Genomic DNA, 21,869 nt, shown 5'->3' with positions numbered 1-21,869 from the left:
CGATCTCGAGCCCTGATCGCGAAAGTCGCGCCCGCGTCCCTTTCCTGCACAGGTCCGCCATGTGGCGGCCCGAGAGAACCCTCCGCGGCGCCTAAGGCTTCATGCCGCACCCGGAATACCAGCTGTTGCAGCTGGAAACGCAGGCGTCCATGTCGTACGAGGACCTGTTCATGGGATCGCCCTTGCACTTGGCCACGCACGCCTGGTATTCGCGCTGGCAGTATTCCCGGGTTTCAGGCGCGGCGGAAGGCGCTCGGCGCTCGGCCGGAACCGCAGGAGGCAGCACGGGCACCGTTCCGCCCTCGGTCAGGTGCGCCCGGGCCGCGCAAACCATGTTGCAGTCAACGCATTCGTGGTTGCAGGTGACGCTCGGGTTTCCGGTCGTGTCGGTGACGGTGCAGACCACGGTGCCGTCCGGGCGCACGCACTGGTAGACCTGCCCGGCCTGCTGGGCCTGGGCGGCGGTGGCTACGGCGCAGAGAACGGCCAGGATGAACAATGTTCGTTTCATCTCATTCTCCTTGGGATGGCGGATTGTCCGGAATGTACCTCGCCCGAACGGCTGTCGCAAGTGGCGATGTTTTTTTTCGCGTCCCCGCGCGACATCCGGGACGGAAGGCTCAGAGAGGAGGGGTGACCAGCCCCAGTTCGGCCAGGGCCTTGATCAGCTCGTCCCCGTCCAGGGGTTTGATCAGGTAGTGGTCCGCGCCGCAGGCGTAGAGGGCGTCGATCTGGGTGTCGCGCTCGTCCACAGAAGAGAGCATGACGATCTTGGGGCGCTTCTCCAGGGGGATGCGGTGGTCGTTGAAGAGCTTTACTATCTCGCGCACCGTGGTCAGTCCGTCCAGTCCCGGCATCACAACGTCCATGAGGATCAGGTCGTAGGGCTCCCCCGCCGCGATGGATTCCTCCACCCGGGCGATGGCGTCCATGCCGGTGTAGGCCATCCGGGCGCGCCCGATTGACAGCAGCAGCTGGCTGGCATGGAATTGGGTGATCTCGTCGTCGTCGACGATGAGCACATTCAGCAAGGGATGCTCCACTGGGTTCATAATATTTCTTTTTTGACATGTTTCCATGGCCGCTGCAACGCAAAAAGGCCCCGGAAGGGGCCTTTTTGCGTTTTTTTTCGGAGTTACGGGGTCAAAACGGGAGAGAGGCCAGCCGCTGCATGGTCTCGTGGTCGGTGAAGTCGAAGCGCAGGGGGGTGAGGGTCATGTAGCCTTCGGTGAGCAGGGCCCGGTCCTTGCCTGGTGAAACGCGCTCGGGGGGGATGACGCCGGTGAGCCAATAGTATTTGCGTCCGCGCGGATCGATGCGCTCGTCGTACCAGTCGTCGTAGGCGGCGCGGGTCTGGGGGCAGACCTTGAGTCCCCGCACCTCGCCCATGGGCAGGGCCGGGAAGTTGAGGTTGAGCACGCAATGCCTGGGGAGGGCCCCCCAGTCCACCTTGTTCACGAAGCAGGCCGTGTAGTCCCCCTGGGCCGCCAGGTCCGAGGGGGCGAAGCTGTCGTAGGAAACGGCCAGGGCCGGCAGGCCCATGAGGGCGCCCTCGGTGGCGGCGGACACCGTGCCCGAATAGAGGATGTCCACGCCCACGTTGGCCCCGGCGTTGATGCCCGAGACCACAAGGTCGGGCCTGAAGCCGAGCAGCGTGGCCAGGCCCAGCTTTACGCAGTCCGCCGGGGTGCCGGAGACGCCCTGGCCCCGGAAGTCCTTTTCGTCGAATTCCTTCACGCGAAGCGGCGCGGCCAGGGTGACGGCGTGCCCCACGGCGCTCATCTCAGTGACCGGAGCCACCACGTGCACCTCGTGTCCGGCGCGCTTGAGACCGTGATACAGGGAACGCAGGCCCACGGCCTGGATGCCGTCGTCGTTGGTCAGGAGTATTTTCATGGGTTCTTCGAATCGGATTGGGCTAAAAGTTCTGCAGGTCGGTGCGCGCTGTTCGGACCACTTGCCCCGGCCTGGGGAAATCTGTAGTTCTTCACACCGGTTGACCGTATACTATTACCCCCGAGAGGCTGGCAAGAAGGTGACGGAAAAACGAATCTTCGTGCGCGACCTGGCCGTGGGAGACCAGGTGAGCGAATGTTTCCTGCTGGCGCAGGCATCCAAGGGCCAGGCCCGCAACGGCCCCTTCTGGTCGCTCAAGCTCCAGGACGCCACCGGCGTCATCGAGGCCAAGCTCTGGTCCCCGGGCTCCCTGGCCTTCGACGACCTGCCCGCCGGACAGTTCGCCATCGCCTCAGGCACCGTCACCACCTACCGCGACCAGCCCCAGCTCAACCTGGACGGCCTGGAGCCCCTGGGCCCCGCGCCCGAGGGCATCGATTACGGCCATTTCCTGCCTGAGAGTGAAGAGAAGCCCGAATCCCTCTACGCCAAGCTGGAAGATTTTTTAAATTCCAACATCGGCCACGCCCCCTGGCGGCGCTTCTGCCGCAAGGTGCTCGGCGACCCCGAGATACGCGAGAAGCTCCTGGCCGCGCCCGGGGCCAAGGCCATGCACCACGCCTACCGGGGAGGCCTGGTGGAGCACACCCTGGCCGTGTGCCGGGTGGCGCTGTCCCTGTGCCAGCTCTACCCCCAGCTTGACCGCGACACCCTGCTGGCCGCGGCGGCCTTCCACGACATGGGCAAGGCCTGGGAGCTCTCCTCGGGGCTCACCCGCGAATACACCGACGAAGGCCAGATGCTCGGGCACATCGTGATATCGCTCGGCCTTCTGGAGCCCTTCCTGCGCAAGGCCAAGGACCTGGAGCCCGGCCTGGCGCTGCATTTCAAGCACATGCTGGTGAGCCACCACGGAGAGCTGGCCTTCGGCTCCCCCAAGACGCCCATGACCCCCGAGGCCATGATCCTGCACTTCGCCGACAACATCGACGCCAAGGTGCACCAGTTCCTGGGCGCGGTGGAGGACCCGGAAAAGATCGGCGTCACCGGTTTCGTGCGCGCCCTGGACCGCTACGTCTACAACCCCGTGCGGGTGAAGCCTGAGAACGGCCCGCCCCGCAAGCCGCAGGAAAAAGGCCCGCCCCAATGTTCGTTACCTTTGAAGGTGTAGAAGGCGCGGGCAAGTCCACCCAGATCGCCCTGGCCGAGGACTGGCTGCGCTCGCAGGGCAGGGACACGCTCGTCACCCGCCAGCCCGGCGGCTGCGCCCTGGGCGTGGAGCTGCGCCGCATCCTGCTGGACGCGCGCAACACCCACCTGGACCCCATGGCGGAACTCTTCATGTACCTGGCCGACCGGGCCCAGCACGTGGCCCAGGTGATCCGCCCGGCCCTGGCCGCGGGCAAGGCCGTTCTGTGCGACCGCTACCACGACTCCACCGTGGCCTATCAGGGCTACGGCCGGGGCCTGGACGTGGCGCGCCTTACGGATCTCGGCCGCATGGCCACGGGGGGGCTCGCCCCGGACGTGACCGTGGTGCTGGACCTGCCGGTTGCGTTGGGTCTTGGCCGGGCGCGCGGCCGCAACGCCGCCGCCGGGGCCTGCCAGTCCGAGGGGCGCTTCGAGGCCCTGGAGACCGACTTCCACGAGCGCGTGCGCCAGGGATTCCTGGCCATGGCCGAAAGCGAACCCGGACGCTTCGCCGTGGTCGACGCCTCGGGCAGCCCGGACGAGGTGTTCGCCCTGGTGCGCTCCGCCATCGCGGCGCGGCTGGCATAGCCCGCGCCCCAAGCCTTTTCTTCCAAAAAAGGCTTTCCTGCCACCCTCGTTTTGAGCTAATGAATGGCAATACCAGAACATCAGGAGGCCCACGCATGCTACGTCGATCCGTACTCATCCTCGCCGTCCTGGCTTTCGCCGCCCTGCCAGCCATGGCTCAGACATCCTTCGACATAAACAAGCAGAGCCTGCTCACCGACATCGTCAACCGCAAGAAGCTGGTGGTGGGCATGGAACTCAAATACCCGCCCTTCGAGTCCACCGACGCCAAGGGACAGCCCGTGGGCCTGGACGTGGAACTGGCCCGGCTCGCCGCCAAGGACCTGGGCGTGGAGCTCGAAATCAAGGACATGGAATGGACCGGCCTCATCCCGGCCCTGCAGACCGGCAAGATCGACCTGATCATCTCCGGCATCACCGGCACCCTGGAGCGCTCCAAGACCATCACCTTCACCAGCCCCTACTTCACCACCGGCCTGTGCGCCCTGCTCTCGGCCAAACGCGCCCCGGACGTGACCAAGGTCGACGAGCTCAACGACCCCAAGCGCATCATTGCCGTCAAGACCGGCACCACCTCGGACCTGCTGGCCGCCAAACGCTTCCCCAAGGCCACCATCAACCGCTACAAGGATGAATCCGCCTGTGTGCAGGAAGTGGTCAACGGCCGCGCCGACGCCTTCATCTACGACCAGCTCTCCATCGCCAAGCACGCCAAGGAATACCCCGGGGCCACCAAGGCCATCCTGACGCCCTTCACCTACGAGCCCTTCTGCATCGCCATGCACAAGGGCGACTTCGACCTGTGGAACTGGTTCGAGATGTTCGTGACCCTGCGCAAGGCCGACGGCACCCTGGACGATCTGCGCAAGCAGTTCGTGGAGCCGCTGCTGCATTAATCCCCGCGGCCCCGGCGCAACCCGCCGGGGCCGTTCTTCCCATGCCCAAGCCAATCGCCGTCCGCCTCATCCTGCTCTCCTGCGCCGCAGCTCTGCTCGTGGCCATGATGTCCACCCTCCACTACAACTGGAACTGGTGGGTGGTCTGGCAATACCGCGACCTGTTCATCCAGGGATTCGCCAACACCATCATGGTCTCCTGCGGGGCCATCGTGCTCGGCCTGGTGATCGGGGTGCTGGGCGGGCTGGCCCGGGTCTCCGAGAACGTCTGGTTCAAGGAGCTGGCCACGCTCTACGTGTGGGGCTTCCGGGGCACGCCGCTCCTCACCCAAATCTACATCTTCTATTTCTGCTTCGCGGTGATGGTGCACGTGGACAGCCCGTTCCTCACGGGCATGGTCACGCTGGCCTTTTTCGCCGGGGCCTACATCACGGAGATGGTCCGGGCGGGCATCGAGTCCATCTCGCCCGGGCAATGGGAGGCGGCCCGCTCCTCGGGGCTCACCCACGGACAGGCCCTGCGCCACGTGGTCTTCCCCCAGGCCCTGCGGCGCATCATCCCCCCGGTGACGGGACAGTTCGTTTCGCTCATCAAGGATTCGTCGCTGCTCTCGGTGATCGCCGTGCGCGAGCTCACCAAGGGGGCCGAAATCGTCAACTCCATCACGTACAAGACCTTCGAAGCCTACCTCCCCTTGGCCGTATTCTACCTCCTGCTGACCTATCCCCTGAGCATCTTGACCTACCATCTGGAAAAGCGGATAACCTACCAATCCGCTCCGAGGAGCAGGACCCCCGCCAAGCCCAAAGGAGCCGTTCCATGAAGAAGTCCGTCAAGGTCTACGCCCTTTCCACCTGTATCCACTGCAAGCACTGCAAGGAATTCCTCGACGAACGCGACCAGGCGTACGACTGCGTCTACGTGGACAAGCTCACCGGCGACGAACGCAAAAGCGCCATCGACGAAATAAAGAAGGTCAACCCGGGCCTGTCCTTCCCCACGGTCATCGTGGAGGGCAAGGTCATCGTCGGCTTCGACAAGATCGAGATCGAAAGGGCCCTGGAGGACTAACCCCCATGGACGCCAAGGAACTCTACGGAAAACTCAAGGCATTCCAGGAAAAGAAGGGCTACTTTTTCAACAGCGACACGACCATGGTCATGGATCTCCTCGAAATGCTCCTGGTCAACAAGGAGCGCTACGGGCACATGGCCTGCCCCTGTCGCCTGGCCTCGGGGAACTACGAGATGGACAGGGACATCATCTGCCCCTGCACCTACCGGGAGCCCGACGTGGCCGAATACGGAGCCTGCTTCTGCGGTCTCTACACCTCCAAGGAGTGGAACGAGGGCAAATGCCCCCACCGGGTCGTGCCGGAGAGGCGCCCGGCCGAAAAGGTGCTCGCCGGGCTGGGCCTGGATTGATCGCGTCGAATCCGGGAGCATGTTGAAACACCAACCAGACGCGCAGCATATATTCATCGGGAGAAATCAATACTGTTCAGCGCATGTTTAACGGTACAGCGACATTTCTTCGGGGACGCACACGGCGGGGGGGCGACACCAAGGCGCTTTTTTTCATGAGCCGGCCCACCCGCACACGTAAATCCCTGTCATCACTATTGACTCTTTAGGCATCTTTGCTACCGTTGCGCTGGATGTAGAAATGCTCAATCCGTACACATTATGAAGAAAATAAGACTCCTCCTCGCCGAAGACATGGAGATCGTCCGCAAGGGCCTCAAAGCGCTCTTGCAGTCGAACTCGAGCTTTGAAATTGCCGGGGAGGCGTCGGACGGGCACATGGCCGTGAACCAGACCGTGCGGCTCAATCCGGACGTGGTCCTCATGGACCTCTCCCTGCCCCGCATGGACGGCGTGGAGGCCATCGCCGAGATCAAGCGCCGCTGCCCCAGGGTGCGCATCCTGGCCCTGACCGCCCACGGCAAGGAGAACTACCTCACCTCGGCCGTGCAGGCCGGGGTCGACGGCTACCTGCTCAAGAACAGTCCCAGCGAGGAGCTCACCGCGGCCATCATCGCCGTGGCTTCCGGCCAGACCTTCTTCTCGCGCGAAGTCTCGGCCATGCTGGCCCAGGTCTGCCGCCTGGGCAACAAGTCTTCCGATCCGCTGGACCGCCTTTCCAAGCGAGAACGCCAGGTGCTCAAGCTGGCCGCCAAGGGCGAGACCAACAAGGGCATCGCCGACGCCATCTTCGTCTCCGTCAAGACCGTGGAGAAACACAAGACCAACCTGAAGAAGAAGCTCGGCCTGCGGAGCTCGTTGGAACTTGCCGCCTTCTGCCTGGAAAACGGGCTCATCGAGGAAGAAGACTAGCCCCACCGGCCCCGCTTCGCCGTCCAGCCGCCGAGCACCCTCCGGTCATGGGGCGGTCATCGGGCGGTGTTTCTTTTTTCCGCCACTGCTGCTCGCCGGGCATTTGCCCAACCGGCTCCCCGGCCGCGATCCGTGCGGCAGTGCCCGCCCCTCTCCCGTCGTGAACCGGAGTTCACGGCCCCGTGCGTTCAAGCAGCGAAAGAAGGGCCGTGAATTCCCGCAGGGCCGCTCCAGTCCAGGACAGATCGCCCGACCCGGCGCATTCCTCGGCCTGGGATGCCTTCTGAGCCAGCGCCTCGAGGCTGAAACGCATGGCCGCGCCTTTGAGCTGGTGCGCCGCCGCGCGCGCCCCGGCCGCGTCGCCCGCTTCAACCGCCCCGCACGCCTGGGAAAGGATCTCCCGCAGCGCCTCGTACACCTCGGGCAGCAGCGGGCGCAGCACATCCGGGACTCCCTCGAGCATCTTCGAAACCTCCGGAGTCATCGCTTGGCCAACCCCAGCTTCTTGAGCTTGTATTGCAGGGTCCGGCGGCTGACCCCCAGGGCCTCGGCCGTGCGCTCCCGGTGCCCCTCGTTGGCCTCCAGGGCCGAAACGATGGCCAGGCGCTCGGCGTCCTCGAAGCTCACCGGGGCGTCCTGGGGCTCGGCCGCTCCCCGGACGGGCGCGGACGCCTCGCGCGTCAGGTGGGGCGGCAGGGTCTCCGGGGTCAGGGTGTCCGAGCGCGACAGGATAACCGAGCGTTCCAGCACGTTCTCGAGTTCTCGCACGTTGCCCGGCCAGGGATACCGGGACAGGATGTCCAGATAGGCCGGGCTCACGGCGCGCACGGTCTTCTTGTTGCGCGCCCCCAGCTTGGCCAGCAAGTGCGCCGCCAGTTCCGGCAGGTCTTCGATGCGCTCGCGCAGCGCCGGAATCTTGATCTCGAGCACCCCCAGGCGGAAATAGAGGTCCTCGCGGAAGGCTCCCTTGGCCGCCTCTGTGCGCAGGTCCCGGTTGGTGGCCGCCAGGATGCGCACGTCCGTGGCCACGGGCTTGACCGATCCCAAGGGCTCCACCACGCGCTCCTGCAGGGCGCGCAGGAGCTTGGCCTGAAGGCCCAACGGAAGCTCGCCCACCTCGTCCAGGAAAAGCGTGCCGCCGTGGGCCAGCTGGAATCGGCCGGGCTTGTCCTTGATGGCCCCGGTGAACGCACCCTTCACGTAGCCGAAGAGTTCGCTCTCCAGGAGATCGCCCGGCAGCGCCGCGCAGTTGACCTTCACCAGGGGCTTGTCGCGCCTGGGGCTCATGGCGTGCACCAGCTCGGCCACCAGTTCCTTGCCGGTGCCCGATTCGCCCAGGATCAGCACCGTGGCCTCTGCCGGGCCCACCTGGCTCGCCAGCTCGCGCACCTGGCGCATGGCCGGGCTTGTCCCGATGAGCTTGGAGGCCGCGTCGGCCTCGCCCACCCTGCGCTTGAGCTCGCGGTTCTCGGAAACCAGGCGGCCGTATTCGTGGGCCCTGTTCAGGACGGCCTTGAGCTCCTCGTTGTCGGCGGGCTTGGTCAGGTAATCGAAGGCTCCGCGCTTCATGGCCTCCACGGCCGAGCCCACGGTGCCGTAAGCGGTGAGCATGACCACCGGCAGTTGCGGCAGGATTTCCCTGATGCCCGCCAGGGTCTTCACGCCGTCCATGCCGGACATCTTCATGTCCAGAAGCACCACGGAGGGGCAGTCCGAACTTCGGCAGCCCCGCAAGCGCTTGAGGCCCTCCTCGCCCGAGGCGGCCTCGGACACGGACCAGCCGGCGTCCTCCATCACGGCCCGCACCATCAGGCGGTGGCCGGGTTCGTCGTCGATCACGAGAAGAGATTTCATGAGCCTCCGGCGGCCAGGACGAAAACTTTTTAAAAAAAGTTTTTCCTCCTGGACCTCCTTTCAAAAACTATTAGCGGGCTTCGCGTTCACGCCTTGAATTTCATGGTCACGACCGTGCCGCGCCCGGGCTCGCTCTCGATTTCGAGCGCGGCCCCGTGGTCGCGCACGATCTTGTGCACGATGGCCAGCCCCAGCCCCGACCCTTCCTTGCGGGTGGTGAAGAACGGCTCCAGGGCCCGGGCGCGCTCCGCTTCCTCCATTCCCCGGCCGTTGTCGGCCACGCTCACGTGGACTTCGCCGTCCAGCGCCCGGCTGGACAGCGTCACCGTGCCCCCGTCCTCCGGCATGGCCGCCATGGAGTTGAGCATCAGATTGATGAGCGCCTGCTTGAGCCCATCCGCGTCCGCCAGCACCGACGGCATCTGGATGTCGAACGACAGCCCCGCCTTGGTCCGCTCCAGGTCGAAGCGCAGGAGCCTGCCCAGTTCCTCGGACAGGGCCGCGAGGTCCACGGGCTGCGGCTCCATGGGCCTGGGGCGCGCCAGATAGAGCAGGTCCGTCACCACCCGGCCCAGCCGGTCCGCCTCGCGCACCATGGTCTCGGCGTAGGACTGTTCGGGCTGCTTGCCCGCGAGCTTGGCGGCGAAAAGCTGGGCAAACCCCCGCAGGGCGCTCAGGGGATTTCGTATCTCGTGGGCCACCCCGGCGGCGAGCCGCCCCACAGCCGCCAAGTGGCGCGACTGTTCCAGGTCGCGCTCCAGGGAGCGCAGCTGGGTGCGGTCGCGCACCAGGACCATGGTCTCCCGCTCCAGGGGGGCGGCCAGTATCTCCAGCGACCGCCCCTGAAGCTCGATCTGACGCCAGGAGCAGTCCAGCGGGCAGTTGCCCGGGTCGATGTCCAGGGGCAGCCCGGAGAACTCGCGTCCGACCAGATCAGGGCCGAGGATGGTCTTGGCGGCCGGGTTCACGGCGGAGACCATCCCCGAGGCGTCCACGGTGAGAAGCCCTTCGGGCAGCGAATCCAGGAGCTTGGAGTGGAATATCTCCAGCCGGTCCAGCCTGCGCCCCTGCTCGCGGCGGCGCAAGTAGGCCAGCAGCAGTATCCACAGGAGCGCCGCCGTGCCCAGCACGAAGCCGGTCTGCATGAGCGCGGCGTTGCGGAAGTTTCTGAGCTGGGCGTAGTGCTCGTCCAGGCTCATGCCCACCAGGAAGTACACCGGGGGCTGCTTGCCGGGCGGCCCGCCGCTTGATCCGGGGCAGAACTTGGCCATGCCCGGGCGCATGCGGGCGGCGTAGCCCAGGATGGTGGTGCCACCCATGGGCAGGGATCCGAACCACTCGCCTGTGAGGGCCAGGTCCGCCAGGGCCAAGGAGTCCAGCGGCGCCTCGAGCATGCCCTGGGCCTCCTTGGGCTCGGAGGAGATCAGCTGGCGTCCCTCGGCGTCGTAGATTCCGAGGAACAGCACGTCGCCCGAGTCGGCAGTCTCGCGGAAGACTTCCGCAAGGCGTTCCCGGGCCACCTCGGGCTGCATGCGCCCAAGCATGGGCATCACCCGTATGAGGTTGGACTCCACCCCGCGCAGGATGGTTCGCGCCGCCACCTGCACGTGCTGGTCGATGAGCTGGCGCTGCTCCACGAGGTTGCGCCAGGTCACGGCCGAGAGGGCCGCTCCCATGAGCACCAGGGCCAGGGCGGCCAGGGCCAGGAGGCTCCTGGGGGTGCGCGGGGCGGAGACGTCCATCTACTTGACCATGAGTTCCATCACCTGCTCGGGGGTGAGGTTGTTTTCGATGGCCAGTTCCCGGAAGGTCATGTCCGAGAAGGCCACGATGCCCTTGGCCTTGAGCCGGGCCAGGGCCTGCGGGGCCTCGATGTTGTGGTCGCGGCAGAAGGCGGCCAGGGTCATGGCGCCCAGGTTCTCGGGCACGAGGACGACCTGCGGGGCGGGGGCCTGTTCCGGGGCCTGGCCCGGAGCCGGAGCGGCCGGTTGGGGCTGCGCCGTCACGGCCGGAGGAGCCTGCGGCGCGGGCGCGGCTGTGGCGGGCTGCGCCTCGGGCTGGGCCGTCGCCGGAGCTGCCGGGGCGGGGGCCGCCGGAGCAGGAGCCGGAACAGGGGCTGGCTGGGGCTGCTGGGGCGTGCCGCGCAGGGCGTCGTAGACTTCGATGGGCAGCATGAGGTTGTTCTGGGAAATCTGGCGCAGGGTCATGTCGCCAGAGGCCCGGATTCCTGCCTTGGCCAGCTTGTCCACAGCCGTGTTCAGATTCAGGCCGTACTGCTCGCAGACGTCGGAGAGCTTCAGCCTGCCCAGTCCCGGCGGGGGGTCGGCGGGCAGTTGGGGCGGCAGGGGGGGAGCCTGCTGGGCTTGAGCCTGGACCGCCTGGGCCGGGGCGGGGAGCCTGGGCTCCTTGCCGCCGCGCAGGGTCTCGTACACCGCGGCCGGGGCCAGTCCGTTGGTGCGGGCGATCTCGTCGATGGTGGCGTCGGACGAGGAAATCTTCACGTTGTGCACGGCCAGGTTGGTCAGGGCCTTGCCGGGGTCCAGGCTCAGGCGCTTGGCCAGCTCCGTGGGGGAAAGGTGCGCCGCGCCCGCCAGGGGCGGTTCGCCGAAACTCTTGGCGTGCCACGACTTGAGCGAACCGGACATGGCCACCAGCGTGCCGCCCGGGGGCAGCATGAGCACGCTGGACAGCACGAAGGCCGCGAACACGATGATGGCGGTGATCCAGGCCGGAGCCGCGTCCGCCTCGCCGTCACCGGTGGCCATCATCCGGCTCCCGCCGGTGAAGAGGCTCACCAGGCCGGACACGGCCAGCAGAAGCCCCAGCCCGTAGTGCAGGGCCTCCCAGCGCGGGCGGGACAGCCCGAGAAAGCTCCACCCCGACCAGTCGGCCACCTCGGCCGACGGCCCGGCGAACAGGGCAAGCGACGAAGCCGCGAGCCCGGCCAGGGAAAAAGCGAACAGCAACCAGAAAAGTCGACGCAGCATCGTGTGCTCCAGCGGGAAGTGTGTCGGGGAAGCCCCCCGCGATCCCGGACCGGGGCCACGCCCCTCCGGGTGCGGGACAGCGCCCCGCTCTCCCCTTCATCTATCACCCGGAATGCGCACAAGGCAATCGGCCCCCGAAAGAGGGAACCCCGCCGGTGGGGGGCGGGGTTCCAAGGTGAGGGGATGGAGGTTGAAGGCGTATGGGAACTATTGGGCCTGGCCGGTAGTCTGGCCGGGAGTCTGGCAGCACAGGGGCAGCGCGGACTGGTTGCCGCCCTGGGGGCCGTAGCCGCCGCGACCCATGGGGCAGCCGCCGGGGCCGTAGCCCGAACCGCCGGGGCATCCCGCAGCGCCGTAGCCGTTGCCGCCGCAGCCTCCGCCCATGCCCGGGCCGCCGGCCAGGGGGATGTTGACGCCGGTTTCCTTGGCGATGCGCTGCTGCAGGGCCACGCGCTCCTGGTAGACCATGGAGCTCAAGTTGCCGATCTCCTTGGCCAGGGCCTCGATCTTGGAGGAATCGGGCTTGGGGGAGGCCAGAAGGGCATTGAGCTCGGCCTGCTTGGCCCACTTGCGGCTTTCCAGCTCGTAGAGCTTCTGGCGGCCTTCACCGTAGAGCTTGGCCACCTGCTCCTGCTTCTCCTGGGGCACACCGGCCAGCCAGGCGTTGGGGCCGCGCCCGTAGGGCTGAGCCAGGGCAAGGGACGAGACGGCAAGCAGGGCCACCACAGCCAGGGACAGAATCGAAAGACGTGATTTCATGGACGTATCTCCTTAGGAAACTTTGTGATCGGCCGACGCCGCGTTACAACTCGGCCGGTGCGGCCTGGCCGCCTTGCCCGGGGAACCGGCCCTGCATCTGGGGACCGCCCTGGTTCTGGCCGTAACCGCCGCGCATCCATCCGTACCCCCGGCCCGCGCCGGGGCCGTAGCCCGATCCCGCACCGTAGGCGGGGCATGCGCCCGGCCCGGAGTACGAGGCACCCGCGTATCCGCCCATTCCGTAGCCGCGACCCATTCCGGGGCCGCCGCAGGCCAGGGCGCTGAGGACCGTGGTGGACAGGATCGCCGCAGCAGCCAGCGTCACCAGCAGACTCTTTCTCATGACCGCCTCCAAGGCGCGTATCGCTTGCGCCGTTTGCTGCCATGAAGCAGCATCCATGCCAAAGCATATCATAAATTATTACAGCATGTTATTGCGCGGCGTGCACGGTGAAACACTTCACATGTGCAAAACCATGCACATGCACATGCGCAATCCTCCGGCTCGGCATTGACACTATCCCGCGTTTGTACCAAGAAAGGTCGCTTTGAGAAATTATCCGGACAACGCATGAAATCCGCCCTCATCATCGGCATAACCGGCCAAGACGGCGCCTACCTGGCCAAGCTCCTCGCGGACAAGGGCTACACGGTGGCCGGGACCTCGCGCGACGCCCCCATGGCCAATACGGCGGGCCTCGCGGCCCTGGGCGTGGCGGACAGGGTGGCCATCCATTCGGCCTCGCTCACCGATTTCCGGGGGCTGTGGCAGGTCATCGAAAAGGTGGATCCGGACGAGGTCTACAACCTGGCCGGGCAGAGCTCCGTGGGGCTTTCCTTCGAGCAGCCCCTGGAGACCTTCGAGTCCGTGGCCGTGGCCACCATCAACATTCTGGAGCTCTTGCGCCTGCTCGGCAAGCCCATCAGGCTGTACAACGCATGCTCCTCGGAGTGCTTCGGCAACTCCCCCGAGCCGGCCAGCGAGGACACCCCCTTCAAGCCCCGCAGCCCTTACGCCGTGGCCAAGGCCGCGTCCTACTGGTCCGTGGCCAACTACCGCGAGGCTTACGGGCTCTACGCCTGCTCGGGCATCCTGACCAACCACGAGTCGCCGCTTCGCCCGGCCCGCTTCGTCACCCGCAAGATCGTGTCCACGGCCTGCCGCATCGCGGCCGGATCCGGCGAGCGCCTGAGCCTGGGCAACACCGGCGTGGTGCGCGACTGGGGCTGGGCCGGCGAATACGTTGACGCCATGTGGCGCATGCTCCAGCAAGACGCTCCCGAAGACTTTCTCATCGCCACCGGCAAGAGCTATTCCCTGCAGGATTTCACGGCCCAGGTCTTCGCGGAGCTGGGCCTCGACCATACCGAACACGTGGACGTCAACTCCGGCCTCTACCGGCCTACCGACATACTTGTCAGCCGCGCCGACCCCTCCAAGGCCCGGGAACGCCTCGGCTGGCAGGCCACCATGGCCATGCCCGAGGTGGCCAGGGCCATGGTCAAGGCCGAACGGGAGCAGACGTCCCCGAAGGAGAACCTCGCATGAAGAAGAAGGTCGCCCTCATCACCGGCATCACCGGACAGGACGGGGCCTACCTCGCGGAAATGCTCCTGGAGAAGGGCTACGAGGTACACGGCATCAAGCGCCGCGCCTCGCTCTTCAACACCAACCGCATCGACCACCTCTACCAGGATCCGCACGTCACGGGGCGGCGCTTCATCCTGCACTACGGCGATCTGACCGACTCCACCAACCTGATCCGGGTCATCCAGCAGGTGCAGCCGGACGAGTTGTACAACCTGGCCGCCCAGTCCCACGTGGCGGTGTCCTTCGAGACTCCGGAGTATACGGCCAACTGCGACGCGCTGGGCACCCTGCGCATCCTGGAGGCCATCCGTATCCTCGGGCTCACCGGGAAAACAAAGGTCTATCAGGCCTCCACGTCGGAGCTCTTCGGCAAGGTCCGGGAAGTGCCCCAGACCGAGAAGACCCCCTTCTACCCGCGCAGCCCCTACGCTGTGGCAAAGCTCTACGGGTACTGGATCACGGTGAACTACCGCGAGGCCTACAACATGTTCGCCTGCAACGGCATCCTCTTCAACCACGAGTCGCCCATGCGCGGCGAGACCTTCGTCACCCGCAAGATCACCCGGGCCATGGCCCGAATCAAGCTGGGCCTGCAGGACTGCCTCTACCTGGGCAACCTGAACGCCAAGCGCGACTGGGGACACGCCCGCGACTACGTGGAGATGATGTGGCTCATGCTGCAGCAGGACACCCCTGACGATTACGTCATCGCCACGGGCGAGCAGTACAGCGTGCGCCAGTTCGTGCAGGCCACCGCCGAAGAGCTGGGCATCCCCCTGCGCTTCGAGGGCGAAGGCGTCAACGAGAAGGGCTACCACGCCGAGACCGGCAAGTGCGTCGTGGCCGTGGCCCCGCGCTACTTCCGTCCCACCGAGGTTGAGACGCTTCTGGGCGACCCCACCAAGGCCCGCCAGCAGCTGGGTTGGACCCCCCGCATCACCTTCAGGCAGATGGTCTCGGAAATGGCCCAGGCGGACCTGCGCGACGCCGAACGCGATACTCTGTGCAAAAACAAGGGGTTCGCGACGTTCGATTTTCACGAATAACCTCGCCTTGCCGGCGCTCGCGCCACTGAAAGGCCGGGGAAACCCGGCCTTTTCTTTTTGCAATTCCCTATCCGGACACTCCGTATCCGGCACGCTCATTGCTTGAAAAGTTACCAAGCGTGTATTTTCGGTTTTTTCACCCGCTTTGTGTTAAGTTTCCCGATGATTTTCGGTTAATTTTACACTTCGCGGGCCTTGCAAGCATCACCAGCTCCCAGCATCAGTGGGGATGACTTCCGGGCCAACGAACCACCGAGAATCGCGGATACCCTGGGAGGCATAAGATGGGCCGTCTCTTCATAGCACTCTTCGCACTCGGCATCATCGGCTGCGTCTGTATCGTCAGCGCGGGCAACAGATTTGCGTCCCTGTCCGAAACCGACGAAACGGTCCTGGCGGACGACTCGATTCCCGGCGAGCCCCTATCCAGGACACCTCTGAGCAATCTCGCGGGCCGGGCCGCCCCCACCGGGATCATCCGGAATGTGGCCGCGGCATCCGCCTACATGCAGACTTTCGGACCGGAATTCTCCTCCGAGGCGTTCTTCTTCAACGCCCTGGACGCACCGATGGACCTGATGGCTTCCCAGGTGTGGCAGCAAGCGTACACTCCCGGCTCCCGCGGCGGAATCTTTTCGCAAATCTCGGACAGCCTGGGCACCTCCTCCCACTCCCAACAGTGGCACGGGGGACGCCCCTTCCAGGGCTCCGATCCGGGAACTGGAGGCTACCTGCCCGTGTCCGGCAATTTTTCCGGCTCCTCGGACAGTGGGTCGAGCAGTGGCGGTAGCGGGGGAAGCGGAAGCGACAACGGGAACAGCACGTCCTACGCCAGCCAGCTCGAGCGCTACCTGCGTTCAGCGGCTCTCACGACGCCCACGACGGACACGACTCCCCCCCTGACGGACACCCCGGCGCGCTCCGGGGGCGCCTCCTCCGACGTGCCGCAGACTTACGCGAGTTCGCCCTCGTCCAACGCCAAAGCGCCCCTGGCCTTTCTGACCGAGGCTGACCCGCCCAATAACCCGGACCATCCGGTCACCGACATTCCCGTGGCCACTCCGGAGCCGGGAACCATGATCCTCGCGGGACTCGGCCTTTTCGGACTGGGTGCGGCCAGACGCCGCAAGGGCGCGCGGAGCTGAACCCTTCCTGAACAATCCAAAGGCCGTCCGGCGTAACCGGGCGGCCTTTTTTGTTTTCATCGAGGCCCGTGCCGCGACTGAGCCACTGCCGCTCATCAACCGTTCCTGCGACAATGCATACACATGATCAATACATGTCAACCTTCTCTTCGATTATCTTACCGTAAATAGCTCTTCACATCATTGACTTATAAATTTCGTGAAACCCTACTGGCGCGCGCCCGGCATTTTCTCTACGAACAGGAAGCGAAAAATATATGCCATTCCCATTCCTCTCGAACCTGTACAAGAGGAGCTGCCTCGCATGAGAAACTGCAACCTTGCCGTAAAACTCGCTGCGTCCTTCGGGACGATCATCCTGTTGTTCATCCTGCTCGGATCGTCTGCGCTGTGGTGCAATAGTTCCATCGGTGGCCGCCTGACGGAACTCGGAGCCTTACGCATTCCCAGCATGCAGGGTATTCTCCTCATGCAGGACAACATACGCAAAGTGGTTGAGATACAGCGATCCCTCATGCTGCCCGGTCTTCCTCCCCAGAAGCGCGAGGCGCTGCTCGCCGAAGTGGAGTCGGCACGGGCCAAATACAAACAGGGCCTGGATCTCTACGAGAAACTCGAGAAGACGCCCAAGGAAGCGCAGCTCTGGAAGGAATTCCAATCCGAGTTGGTCCGGGCCAGGGATCTCAACAACCAGTTCTTCAGCCTCGAAAAGGACTTCCACCAGACCAACGGCCAGGAAACCTATGACCGCATGCTCGCCCTCACCCTGGGCGACATCCTGGCGAGCAACGAAAAACTGTTCGCCAGCCTCGACGCCATGACCGCCCAGATCAACCAGAGCGCCGCACAGTCGCTGGCCGAGAGCGAACGGGACGCGCGCATCAACAAGCTTGCCGCGCTCCTGGGCATGATCGGCGGCACGCTGCTCGCCGCCCTGCTGGCCGTGGTCACGTCGCGCTATCTGGCCCGCAACACCACTGCCTTGGCCAGATACGCCACCGCCGTCGGCGAGGGGAACCTGGACGCGCCCCTGGAAATCACAGCCCGCGACGAATTTGGAATCCTGGCCGACGGATTGCGCGACATGGTGGGCAAGCTCAAATCCATGATCCAGCAATGCCTCCTCAAGGAAGCCGACGCCGAGCGCGAAGCCCAGAACGCCACCGAGGCCGCCGAACAGGCCCGCCAGGCCATGAACCGCGCCGAGGCCAGGCAGAGCGAGATGCTCGAAGCCGCCCACCGCCTCGAACGCGTGGTGGAAGGCATGTCCGCCGCCACCAGCCAGCTCTCCGGCCAGGTGCAGGTGGTGGGACGCGGCGTCTCCACCCAGGAAGCGCGCACCTCCGAGACCGCCGCCGCCATGCAGCAGATGAACACCTCCGTGCTCGAGGTGGCCCAGAGCGCCTCCAGCGCCGCCAGCCAGGCCGCCAACGCCAAAACCAAGGCAGAGGAAGGACGCGACGTGGTGGGACGGGCCAAAAGCGCCATCACCCAGGTGAACGTCGTTGCCGAAATGCTGGAATCCGGCATGGGACGGCTCGGCGATCAGGCCGGGTCCATCGGCCGGATCATGAACGTCATCTCCGACATTGCCGACCAGACCAACCTGCTGGCCCTCAACGCCGCCATCGAGGCCGCCCGCGCGGGCGAAGCCGGGCGTGGCTTCGCCGTGGTTGCCGACGAGGTGCGCAAGCTCGCCGAAAAAACCATGGCCGCCACAAAGGAAGTGGGCGATTCCATCTCCAGCATCCAGGACGGCATACACTCCAACATCGATCTGGTGAACCAGGCCGCCCAGGCGGTCTCTACCGCCACCACCGAAGCGGCCGAATCCGAAAACGCCCTGCACGACATCGTCGGACTGGTCACCGGCACCGGAGACCAGATCACCGCCATCGCCACCGCCTCGCAGGAACAATCCGCCGCCAGCGAGCAGATCAGCCGGGCAGTTGAAGAAGTGAGCCGAATCGCCTCCGAGATCGCCCAGGGCATGAGCGAAGCCACGGACGCGATGCATGGTCTGGCTGGCGAGTCGCGCGAACTGACCTCGCTTATCGCCTCTTTCCGCAAGAACGACGAAGGGATACCGGCGCTGAATTAGAAGAGCGAAGAGAAAGATGCCTCCGGCGGGCAGAGAGGGCGCCGCCCTCTCTGCACTCTCCCGCCAAAGGGACTGAGTCCCTTTGGAATCCCCTCAAATAGCTTCGCGGGCCTGAGACCGGCATGCCGGTCTCAGGCCCGCGAAGCTATTTGAGGGTCCAGGGGGATCATCCCCCTGGCGGGTCAAGGGCGGAGCCCTTGCGGGGTCTGGGGCAGCGCCCCAGCTCTTCTCTTACACTCTTCCCAGGCGCGCGAGCACCCGGTCGCGCCCCATGGCCTGCATCATCTCGAACAATCCCGGGCTGGCGGTCCTGCCGGTGAGGGCCACGCGCAGGGGCTGGGCCACGGTTTTGAACTTGAGTCCGTTCTCGTCGAGGTAGGCCTTGGCGGCCGCCTCCAGGGGCTCCTGCTCGAACACGGGCGCGGCCGCGAAGATGGCGGCCAGGGCGGCCAGATGCGGCTTGACCTCATCGGTGAGGAACTTGGCCACGGCCTGGGCGTCCATTTCGGGCGCGTCGGCCACGAACATGGCGGCCTGGTCGGCCATTTCCAACAGCGTGCGCGAGCGCGGCTGGAGCAGGGGCATGAAGGCTTTCAGGTACTCGCGGTCAAGGCCGGTGAAGCCGCGCTGCGCCAGATGGGGCGTAAGGAGCGCGGCCAGGCGGTCCAGCGGGCATTCCTTAATATAGTGCTGGTTGAGCCAAAGGAGCTTCTCGCGGTCGAACACCGAGGCTGATTTGCCCAGGGCCTTGATGGAGAAGTGCTCGATGAGCTCCTCGCGGGAGAAGATCTCCTTGTCGCCGTAGGACCAGCCCAGGCGAACGAGGCAGTTGAGCATGGCCTCGGGCAGGATGCCTTCGGCCTCGTATTCGTAGACGGCGGTTGCGCCGTGGCGCTTGGAGAGCTTCTTCTTGTCCGGCCCCAGGATCATGGGCACGTGCCCGAAGACGGGCAGCGGGAAACCCAGGGCGTTGTATATGAGGATCTGCTTGGGGGTGTTGTTGATGTGGTCGTCGCCGCGGATGACGTGGGTGACGCCCATGGTGGCGTCGTCCACCACGACGGCCAGGTTGTAGGTGGGGGTGTTGTCGGAGCGGCGCAGGATCATGTCGTCGAGTTCGGTGTTCTCGAAGGCGACCGGGCCGTGGACGAGGTCGTCCATCAGGGTGGTGCCGCCAAGGGGAGCCTTGAGGCGCACCACGCGGCCGGGTCCGGGGCCGAGGCCGCGTTCGCGGCAGCGTCCGTCGTACTTGGGCTTGGTGCCGCTCGCCCGCGCGGTCTCGCGCATGGCTTCCACCTCTTCGGGCGTGCAGGAGCACCAGTAAGCCGAACCGGCCTCGACCATGCGATCGATGTACTGGTTGTAGAGGTCGAAGCGTTGCGTTTGGTAGATGGGCTCGTCGTCCCAGTCCAGGCCGAGCCATTTCATGGAGGCCAGGATGCCCTCGGTGTAGGCGGCCTGGGAGCGGACGGTATCGGTGTCCTCGATGCGCAGCAGGAATCTGCCTCCGGCCTGGCGGGCCAGCAGCCAGCTGAAGATGGCGGTGCGCGCGCCGCCGATGTGCAGCTGACCGGTGGGGCTGGGGGCGAAACGGGTGACGATGCTCATGGAGCCTCCGAAATTTCGTGGTGGCCCGCTGGTACGCGCCGGACCGGGGGGCTGTCAACGCGCCGGGCACGTGATTGCACAAGGAGAAACCGATGTGCAATTTTGTGCACACGGCAGGTTGGGGTCATATAAAATTCCATGACATTTCGAATGAATGGCCAGTGGCATACATCCTGCTTCCCCAGAAAGGCTTTGACCGGCCGCCATCCGTGCTTACATGGACCAAGGCCGCCGGTCCCGGCGGCATCAAACGCCCCGACAAGAAATCCACATGAGAGAGGTCACTTTCGTGAAACGCATCCTTCTTCCCCTGCTTCTGCTTCTGGCCCTGCCCCTGGCCGCCCATGCGGCCGACGACACCGTCAAGATCCCCCTCAAGGACGTGAGCGACACCGCCAAGTTCTACAAGCTGGACGTGAACGGCACCACCGTGAAGTACTTCGTGGTGAAGGCCCCGGACGGCACCGTGCGTTCGGCCCTGGACGCCTGCGACGTGTGCTTCCCCGAAAAGAAGGGCTACAAGCAGCAGGGCGAATTCATGGTCTGCGTCAACTGCGGCCAGAAGTTCCACGTCTCGCGCGTGGGCATGGTCAAGGGCGGCTGCAACCCGCATCCCCTGCCCAACAAGATCGACGGCGCCGACGTGGTGATCTCCAAGGACGACCTGGCCCAGGGCCTCAAGTACTTCCAATAGGCGGCTGCCCATGAACCTGCTCTCGCTTCCCATGCGCACCCTCAGGCGCAAGCTGATGCGCACGGTGCTGCTCACGGTAGTGTTCGCCGCTGGCATCTGCTCGGTGGTGGCCCTCAACTACGTGTCCAAGGCCGTGGGCGACTCCATGGAGAAGAAGCTCACCGCCTACGGGGCCAACATCATGCTCAAGCCCAAGGAGGACACCCTGGCCGTGGGCTACGGGGGATTCAGCCTGGGCAGCGTGTCCTTCGACGTGAGGCACCTCACCCGCGAGCAGGTGGACACGGTGCGCACCATCGAACTCAAGGAGCGCATCGCGGCCGTGGCCCCCAAGTTCCTGGCCCTGACCAAGGTCAAGGACGTCCCCGTGGCCATGATCGGCGTGGACTGGGCCGAAGAGCTCATGATCAAGAACTACTGGGGTTTCGACGGCCGCCCGGCCGACAAGCCCGGCGAGGTCCTGGTCGGGACCAAGGCCGCCGAGGCCCTGTCGCTCAAGCCCGGCGCCACCTTCCAGGCCGAAGGCCGCGACTTCACCGTGGCCGGGGTGATCCTGCCGACCGGAAGCGAGGACGACAACGTGGTCTTCGCGGACATCACGGATCTCCAGGAAGCCATGCACCAGCCGGGGCAGATCCATTTCGCCGAGGTGGCCGCGCTGTGTTCGGGCTGCCCTATCGACGAAATCGTGGCCCAGATCCAGCAGAAGCTCCCGGACGTGGACATCGTGGCCATGCAGAAAGTGGTCAAGAGCCGCATGTACACCGTCCATTTCGTGCAGCACCTGGCGCTCATCGTGAGCGTGATCCTCCTGCTCACGGCCTGTTTCATGATCGCCCTGTCGCTTCTGGCGTCGGTGAACGAGCGCAAGCACGAGATCGGGGTGCTCAGGTCCCTGGGCTATTCGAAGTCCTCGGTGTTCTCCATCTTCTGCCTGGAGGCGCTGATCATCGGCGTGGTGGCCGGGCTGGTGGGCTACTTCGGCGGCTTCGGCGTGAGCTTCAAGGTGATGGACATGCTGGACATGGCCAAGGAGGCCAGCCTGGCCATGGAGCCCTGGCACCTGGGCCTGACCCTCTCCGGCGTGGCGGTGATCTCCTGCCTGTCGTCGGTGATCCCCGCCTGGAAGGCCGCAAACACCGATCCCAGCCAGGCGCTGGTCATGCTGTAGGAGCG

23 protein-coding genes are annotated in these 21,869 nt (G+C 65.4%); 13 read left to right on the top strand and 10 right to left on the bottom strand.

The window, feature by feature from the left end:
* Positions 1-91: 91 nt before the first annotated feature.
* From ML540_RS07370 to surE, 3 genes are all read right to left on the bottom strand, one after another.
* Complete coding sequence (locus ML540_RS07370; RefSeq protein ID WP_243359713.1) at positions 92-511, bottom strand: hypothetical protein; 420 nt, start codon at positions 509-511, stop codon at positions 92-94.
* Between the two features lie 109 nt (positions 512-620).
* Positions 621-1,022 (bottom strand): response regulator, encoded by a 402-nt coding sequence (locus ML540_RS07365; protein ID WP_243360839.1) that lies wholly within the window; start codon positions 1,020-1,022, stop codon positions 621-623.
* Positions 1,023-1,143: 121 nt separating this feature from the next.
* Positions 1,144-1,896 carry a 5'/3'-nucleotidase SurE gene (gene surE, locus ML540_RS07360; RefSeq protein ID WP_243359711.1) on the bottom strand — a complete coding sequence of 251 codons (753 nt, stop codon included), beginning with the start codon at positions 1,894-1,896 and terminating at the stop codon, positions 1,144-1,146.
* Positions 1,897-2,035: 139 nt separating this feature from the next.
* Between surE and ML540_RS07355 the strand changes: the two genes are divergently transcribed.
* From ML540_RS07355 to ML540_RS07325, 7 genes are all read left to right on the top strand, one after another.
* Positions 2,036-3,067, top strand: a complete 1,032-nt coding sequence (locus ML540_RS07355) for a 3'-5' exoribonuclease YhaM family protein (RefSeq protein ID WP_243359710.1) — start codon at positions 2,036-2,038, stop codon at positions 3,065-3,067.
* Positions 3,043-3,675, top strand: coding sequence for a dTMP kinase (tmk, locus tag ML540_RS07350; protein ID WP_243359708.1), 633 nt, complete (start codon positions 3,043-3,045; stop codon positions 3,673-3,675). The genes ML540_RS07355 and tmk overlap by 25 nt, the downstream gene beginning before the upstream one ends.
* Positions 3,676-3,770: 95 nt before the next feature.
* Positions 3,771-4,571: a transporter substrate-binding domain-containing protein gene (locus tag ML540_RS07345; RefSeq protein WP_243359707.1), complete on the top strand. Its 801-nt coding sequence runs from the start codon at positions 3,771-3,773 to the stop codon at positions 4,569-4,571.
* 41 nt (positions 4,572-4,612) lie between these two features.
* Positions 4,613-5,395, top strand: coding sequence for an amino acid ABC transporter permease (locus tag ML540_RS07340; RefSeq protein WP_243359706.1), 783 nt, complete (start codon positions 4,613-4,615; stop codon positions 5,393-5,395).
* Positions 5,392-5,643 (top strand): glutaredoxin family protein, encoded by a 252-nt coding sequence (locus ML540_RS07335; RefSeq protein ID WP_243359705.1) that lies wholly within the window; start codon positions 5,392-5,394, stop codon positions 5,641-5,643. The genes ML540_RS07340 and ML540_RS07335 overlap by 4 nt, the downstream gene beginning before the upstream one ends.
* A 5-nt stretch (positions 5,644-5,648) precedes the next feature.
* Complete coding sequence (locus ML540_RS07330; RefSeq protein WP_243359704.1) at positions 5,649-5,996, top strand: ferredoxin-thioredoxin reductase catalytic domain-containing protein; 348 nt, start codon at positions 5,649-5,651, stop codon at positions 5,994-5,996.
* A gap of 261 nt (positions 5,997-6,257) precedes the next feature.
* Complete coding sequence (locus ML540_RS07325; protein WP_243359703.1) at positions 6,258-6,908, top strand: response regulator; 651 nt, start codon at positions 6,258-6,260, stop codon at positions 6,906-6,908.
* A gap of 172 nt (positions 6,909-7,080) precedes the next feature.
* On the opposite strand, the gene ML540_RS07320 is transcribed toward ML540_RS07325, so the two are convergent.
* The 6 genes from ML540_RS07320 to ML540_RS07295 all read right to left on the bottom strand — a co-directional run bounded on the left by ML540_RS07320 (position 7,081) and on the right by ML540_RS07295 (position 12,851).
* The gene (locus tag ML540_RS07320; RefSeq protein WP_243359702.1) at positions 7,081-7,371 is read right to left on the bottom strand and encodes an Hpt domain-containing protein; all 291 of its coding nucleotides are present in this window, start codon (positions 7,369-7,371) and stop codon (positions 7,081-7,083) included.
* A gap of 17 nt (positions 7,372-7,388) precedes the next feature.
* Positions 7,389-8,762 (bottom strand): sigma-54-dependent transcriptional regulator, encoded by a 1,374-nt coding sequence (locus ML540_RS07315; protein ID WP_243359701.1) that lies wholly within the window; start codon positions 8,760-8,762, stop codon positions 7,389-7,391.
* An 86-nt stretch (positions 8,763-8,848) separates the two neighbouring features.
* Positions 8,849-10,504 (bottom strand): two-component system sensor histidine kinase NtrB, encoded by a 1,656-nt coding sequence (locus ML540_RS07310; protein WP_243359699.1) that lies wholly within the window; start codon positions 10,502-10,504, stop codon positions 8,849-8,851.
* Entirely contained in the window at positions 10,505-11,749 is a 1,245-nt protein-coding gene (locus tag ML540_RS17775; protein WP_279343325.1) for a hypothetical protein, read from the bottom strand.
* Positions 11,750-11,956: 207 nt separating this feature from the next.
* Positions 11,957-12,508, bottom strand: coding sequence for a periplasmic heavy metal sensor (locus tag ML540_RS07300; RefSeq protein WP_243359698.1), 552 nt, complete (start codon positions 12,506-12,508; stop codon positions 11,957-11,959).
* Positions 12,509-12,551: 43 nt separating this feature from the next.
* Positions 12,552-12,851, bottom strand: coding sequence for a hypothetical protein (locus ML540_RS07295; protein ID WP_243359695.1), 300 nt, complete (start codon positions 12,849-12,851; stop codon positions 12,552-12,554).
* Positions 12,852-13,079: 228 nt separating this feature from the next.
* On the opposite strand from ML540_RS07295, the gene ML540_RS07290 reads away from it, so the two are divergent.
* From ML540_RS07290 to ML540_RS07275, 4 genes are all read left to right on the top strand, one after another.
* Positions 13,080-14,057, top strand: coding sequence for a GDP-mannose 4,6-dehydratase (locus tag ML540_RS07290; RefSeq protein WP_243359693.1), 978 nt, complete (start codon positions 13,080-13,082; stop codon positions 14,055-14,057).
* Complete coding sequence (gene gmd, locus ML540_RS07285; RefSeq protein WP_243359692.1) at positions 14,054-15,145, top strand: GDP-mannose 4,6-dehydratase; 1,092 nt, start codon at positions 14,054-14,056, stop codon at positions 15,143-15,145. Before ML540_RS07290 ends, gmd begins: the two co-directional genes overlap by 4 nt.
* Positions 15,146-15,429: 284 nt before the next feature.
* Complete coding sequence (locus tag ML540_RS07280) at positions 15,430-16,290, top strand: PEP-CTERM sorting domain-containing protein (protein WP_243359690.1); 861 nt, start codon at positions 15,430-15,432, stop codon at positions 16,288-16,290.
* A gap of 304 nt (positions 16,291-16,594) precedes the next feature.
* Complete coding sequence (locus ML540_RS07275; protein WP_243359688.1) at positions 16,595-18,391, top strand: methyl-accepting chemotaxis protein; 1,797 nt, start codon at positions 16,595-16,597, stop codon at positions 18,389-18,391.
* Positions 18,392-18,622: 231 nt separating this feature from the next.
* Here the strand turns inward: ML540_RS07275 and gltX are convergent, their stop codons facing one another.
* The gene (gene gltX, locus ML540_RS07270) at positions 18,623-19,999 is read right to left on the bottom strand and encodes a glutamate--tRNA ligase (protein WP_243359686.1); all 1,377 of its coding nucleotides are present in this window, start codon (positions 19,997-19,999) and stop codon (positions 18,623-18,625) included.
* Positions 20,000-20,270: 271 nt separating this feature from the next.
* Here gltX and ML540_RS07265 point away from each other — a divergent pair, with 271 nt between their 5' ends.
* Both ML540_RS07265 and ML540_RS07260 read left to right on the top strand, forming a co-directional pair.
* Entirely contained in the window at positions 20,271-20,693 is a 423-nt protein-coding gene (locus tag ML540_RS07265) for a DUF2318 domain-containing protein (RefSeq protein WP_243359685.1), read from the top strand.
* Positions 20,694-20,703: 10 nt separating this feature from the next.
* The gene (locus ML540_RS07260; protein WP_243359684.1) at positions 20,704-21,864 is read left to right on the top strand and encodes an ABC transporter permease; all 1,161 of its coding nucleotides are present in this window, start codon (positions 20,704-20,706) and stop codon (positions 21,862-21,864) included.
* The last annotated feature ends 5 nt before the right edge of the window (positions 21,865-21,869 follow it).

Source organism: Fundidesulfovibrio terrae (assembly GCF_022808915.1).
GTDB classification, from domain to species: domain Bacteria; phylum Desulfobacterota; class Desulfovibrionia; order Desulfovibrionales; family Desulfovibrionaceae; genus Fundidesulfovibrio; species Fundidesulfovibrio terrae.
This window is presented reverse-complemented; position numbering and strand designations above follow the sequence as displayed.

Bases quoted from the DNA above. Each gene is read 5' to 3' on its own strand.
- ML540_RS07370 (WP_243359713.1), bottom strand. From the start codon at position 511: ATGAAACGAACATTGTTCATCCTGGCCGTTCTCTGCGCCGTAGCCACC.
- surE (WP_243359711.1), bottom strand. From the start codon at position 1,896: ATGAAAATACTCCTGACCAACGACGACGGCATCCAGGCCGTGGGCCTG.
- tmk (WP_243359708.1), top strand. From the start codon at position 3,043: ATGTTCGTTACCTTTGAAGGTGTAGAAGGCGCGGGCAAGTCCACCCAG.
- ML540_RS07345 (WP_243359707.1), top strand. From the start codon at position 3,771: ATGCTACGTCGATCCGTACTCATCCTCGCCGTCCTGGCTTTCGCCGCC.
- ML540_RS07340 (WP_243359706.1), top strand. From the start codon at position 4,613: ATGCCCAAGCCAATCGCCGTCCGCCTCATCCTGCTCTCCTGCGCCGCA.
- ML540_RS07335 (WP_243359705.1), top strand. From the start codon at position 5,392: ATGAAGAAGTCCGTCAAGGTCTACGCCCTTTCCACCTGTATCCACTGC.
- ML540_RS07330 (WP_243359704.1), top strand. From the start codon at position 5,649: ATGGACGCCAAGGAACTCTACGGAAAACTCAAGGCATTCCAGGAAAAG.
- ML540_RS07325 (WP_243359703.1), top strand. From the start codon at position 6,258: ATGAAGAAAATAAGACTCCTCCTCGCCGAAGACATGGAGATCGTCCGC.
- ML540_RS07320 (WP_243359702.1), bottom strand. From the start codon at position 7,371: ATGCTCGAGGGAGTCCCGGATGTGCTGCGCCCGCTGCTGCCCGAGGTG.
- ML540_RS07315 (WP_243359701.1), bottom strand. From the start codon at position 8,762: ATGAAATCTCTTCTCGTGATCGACGACGAACCCGGCCACCGCCTGATG.
- ML540_RS07310 (WP_243359699.1), bottom strand. From the start codon at position 10,504: ATGGACGTCTCCGCCCCGCGCACCCCCAGGAGCCTCCTGGCCCTGGCC.
- ML540_RS17775 (WP_279343325.1), bottom strand. From the start codon at position 11,749: ATGCTGCGTCGACTTTTCTGGTTGCTGTTCGCTTTTTCCCTGGCCGGG.
- ML540_RS07300 (WP_243359698.1), bottom strand. From the start codon at position 12,508: ATGAAATCACGTCTTTCGATTCTGTCCCTGGCTGTGGTGGCCCTGCTT.
- ML540_RS07295 (WP_243359695.1), bottom strand. From the start codon at position 12,851: ATGAGAAAGAGTCTGCTGGTGACGCTGGCTGCTGCGGCGATCCTGTCC.
- ML540_RS07290 (WP_243359693.1), top strand. From the start codon at position 13,080: ATGAAATCCGCCCTCATCATCGGCATAACCGGCCAAGACGGCGCCTAC.
- gmd (WP_243359692.1), top strand. From the start codon at position 14,054: ATGAAGAAGAAGGTCGCCCTCATCACCGGCATCACCGGACAGGACGGG.
- ML540_RS07280 (WP_243359690.1), top strand. From the start codon at position 15,430: ATGGGCCGTCTCTTCATAGCACTCTTCGCACTCGGCATCATCGGCTGC.
- ML540_RS07275 (WP_243359688.1), top strand. From the start codon at position 16,595: ATGAGAAACTGCAACCTTGCCGTAAAACTCGCTGCGTCCTTCGGGACG.
- gltX (WP_243359686.1), bottom strand. From the start codon at position 19,999: ATGAGCATCGTCACCCGTTTCGCCCCCAGCCCCACCGGTCAGCTGCAC.
- ML540_RS07265 (WP_243359685.1), top strand. From the start codon at position 20,271: ATGAGAGAGGTCACTTTCGTGAAACGCATCCTTCTTCCCCTGCTTCTG.
- ML540_RS07260 (WP_243359684.1), top strand. From the start codon at position 20,704: ATGAACCTGCTCTCGCTTCCCATGCGCACCCTCAGGCGCAAGCTGATG.